At 62.4% G+C, this 2,814-nt stretch carries 3 protein-coding genes; 1 reads left to right on the top strand and 2 read right to left on the bottom strand.

All coding sequences use genetic code 11. The features are described from left to right. Window positions 1-19 precede the first annotated feature (19 nt). On the top strand, window positions 20-313 hold the full coding sequence (locus Q0341_RS00525; protein WP_019425964.1) for an RNA-binding protein: 294 nt from the start codon (window positions 20-22) through the stop codon (window positions 311-313). A gap of 89 nt (window positions 314-402) precedes the next feature. Here the strand turns inward: Q0341_RS00525 and Q0341_RS00520 are convergent, their stop codons facing one another. Both Q0341_RS00520 and Q0341_RS00515 read right to left on the bottom strand, forming a co-directional pair. Then, complete coding sequence (locus Q0341_RS00520) at window positions 403-2,160, bottom strand: ABC transporter transmembrane domain-containing protein (RefSeq protein ID WP_299509794.1); 1,758 nt, start codon at window positions 2,158-2,160, stop codon at window positions 403-405. A gap of 143 nt (window positions 2,161-2,303) precedes the next feature. Further along, on the bottom strand, window positions 2,304-2,814 hold a 511-nt coding region (locus tag Q0341_RS00515; RefSeq protein ID WP_299509792.1), incomplete at its 5' end, for a zinc-binding dehydrogenase.

The raw sequence follows: 2,814 nt of genomic DNA, 5'->3' as shown, positions 1-2,814 counted from the left end.
CTCTCTGAAAGGCTCAACCATGAGCAGCAAAATTTACGTGGGCAACTTGCCTTACACCATCGACGACGCCAGCTTGCGTCAAAACTTTTCTGAATTTGGCGGCGTGTTGTCGGCCAAAGTCATGATGGACCGCGACACGGGCCGCTCCAAAGGCTTCGCTTTTGTCGAAATGTCCAGCGCCGAAGAAGCCCAAGCCGCCATCACTGGCCTGAACGGCATGTCGGTCAGCGGTCGCTCGATCGTGGTGAACATCTCCAAGCCTAAAGAGCCGAGCACCGGCTACGGCAGCGGTTACCGCGACACACGCAACTGATCTGATTCAGTCGCCCACAAAAAAGCCGCTTCACAGCGGCTTTTTTATGCCTGCGCCCTCACCCCGCGCTGCACGCTCAAATCGACAGCTTAGCCGTTGTTGGCGTTGAACTGCAACGCTGCCAAGCTGGCGTAAAGCCCACCCTTGGCTTGCAACTCGGCATGGGTGCCTTGCTCCATCAGGCGCCCACGCTCCAACACCCAGATCACGTCGGCGCGTTGCACCGTGGCCAGGCGGTGCGCAATCACCAGCGTGGTGCGCCCGACCATGGCTTTGTCGAGGGCGGCTTGCACCATTTTTTCGCTTTGCGCATCGAGCGCGCTGGTGGCCTCGTCCAGCAGCAAAAGCGGCGGGTTTTTCAGGATGGCCCGCGCAATCGCGATGCGCTGGCGCTGACCGCCGGACAAGCGCACGCCGCGGTCTCCCAGGTACGTGTCAAAGCCTTCGGGCAATTCGCGGATGAACTCTTGCGCGTAGGCGGCCTCGGCGGCGGCGTGCACTTCTTCCAAACTGGCTTCGGGGCGGCCGTAGCGGATGTTCTCGATCACCGTGCCAGAAAAAATCACCGGCTCCTGCGGCACGATGGCCATGCGCTCGCGCAGGTCGTGCAGGTCCATCTGGTCGATCGGCACGCCGTCCAGCACGATACGGCCAGATTGCGGGTCGTGAAAACGCATCAGCAAATCGAACAAGGTGGTTTTGCCCGCCCCACTCGGGCCCACCACGGCCACCGTCTGGCCGGATCGAATGTGGCCGCTGAGTTGGTCGAGCGCCCAGGTGTCGGGCCGTGAGGGGTAGTGAAAGCGCAGCGATTCCAGCTCAAGAGAAGAGCCGCCTTGCGGCCAAGGGGCTTGTTGGGGCTGCGCAGCGATCTTGAGGTTCGACTCGCTGTGCAGCAACTCCATCAGCCGCTCAGTCGCCCCAGCCGCGCGCAGCATGTCGCCGTAGACCTCGCCCAGCACCGCAAAGGCACTGGCCAGCAAAATGACGTAAAACACCGTCTCGCCCAACTGACCCGCTGTGCTGGTGCCCGCACGCACGGCCAGCGTGCCCATGTAAAGGCCCCAAAGCAGCACCGCGCTTGAAGCCATGATGATGAAGCCCACCAGCACCGAGCGCGCGCGGATGCGGCCCAGTGCAGTGCCCAAGGCTCGCGTGGTCGATTCGATGAAGCGACGCGTCTCGCGGCCTTCGGCCGTATAGCTCTGCACCACGCTGATGGCGTTGAGCACCTCGGAGGCAATGGCGCTCGAATCCGCCACCCGGTCTTGGTTGGCGCGCGACAGGCGGCGCACGCGGCGGCCCAAATAGACACTGGGGAAAATCACCGCCGCCAGCACCGCCACCACCTGCAGCATGAGCACGGGGTTGGTCCACACCAGCATCAAGAGCGCGCCAGCGCCCATGACCAAGTTGCGCAAACCCATGGAAAACGACGAACCCACCACGGTTTGCACCAAGGTGGTGTCGTTGGTGAGGCGCGAAAGCACCTCGCCCGATTGCGTGGTTTCAAAAAAAGCGGGGCTCTGCTTGAGCACGTGGCCATACACCGCGTTGCGCAGGTCGGCGGTGATGCGCTCGCCCAACCAGCTGACCATGTAGAAGCGCCCGGCAGAAAACACCGCCAAAGCCGCGGCCACGCCAAACAGTTGCAAAAAGTTGCCCGACAGCTGCTCGGCCGAAGCCCCCGTGGACAGGCCTTGGTCGATCAGTTGGCGCAAAACCCAGGGAAACGCCAGCGTGGTGCCTGCGGCCAGCAACAAAAACAAAGCCGCAAAGACCAAGCCGGCGCGGTAAGGCTTGAAGAAAGGGACCAAGCCCGAGAGCGATTTGGGAGATGCAGCCATGAACGATCAAAAAAACCAGGACAAGAACAAGAAAGCTTGTGAGCCCGTCAAGCATAACGGTAAACCGACGGATGCCCTGCAGCCTTGCGTCGCCTTTGGATCCAGGCCAAACCCCAGCGTTTGGCCCAGCCGCCGCGCGGGGTTCAAAGTTCGATCACCACATTGCCCACCGTCTGCCCCGCCTCCACAGTGCGGTGCGCCAAGGCCACTTGGTCGAGCGTGAAGCGTGCGCCAATGCTGTGCTGCAACTGCTGGGTGGCCAAAAGGCCCGACAAACGCGCCACGGCCGCCAGGCGGTCGGTGGGTGTCAGGTCATAGACCAGAAAAAACTTCACGCCCATCGACTGGTAAAGCCAAGGCCGAAACGGCAGCGGCACATCCAGCGCGTTCGAGCCGTAGCACACGACCTGACCGTGCGGGGCCAAAGCACCTTCCGACGCCCAGGCGGCGGTGGTCGAAAAATCCATGTCAATGATCACATCGGCCCCACGCCCTTGGGTCACGGCCTTGACACGTTCGGGCACCGACTCGGTCTTGTAAAAAACAGCCTCTTGCATGCCCGCAGCACGGGCGTGTGCGGCTTTGGGCTCTGAGCCCACCGTGCCGATCACCCGGCCCCCCACCTGCGTCACCATTTGCGTGATGTAGTGGCCC

Source organism: uncultured Limnohabitans sp. (assembly GCF_937889215.1).
In the GTDB taxonomy this organism is placed as follows: Bacteria; Pseudomonadota; Gammaproteobacteria; order Burkholderiales; family Burkholderiaceae_C; genus Limnohabitans_A.
Note: the sequence above shows the minus strand (reverse complement) of the source record. Positions and strands in the feature narration are given on the sequence as shown.

What these genes read in the sequence shown, in the direction of transcription:
- Q0341_RS00520 (WP_299509794.1), bottom strand. Translation starts at nt 2,160, where the DNA reads ATGGCTGCATCTCCCAAATCGCTCTCGGGCTTGGTCCCTTTCTTCAAG.
- Q0341_RS00525 (WP_019425964.1), top strand. Translation starts at nt 20, where the DNA reads ATGAGCAGCAAAATTTACGTGGGCAACTTGCCTTACACCATCGACGAC.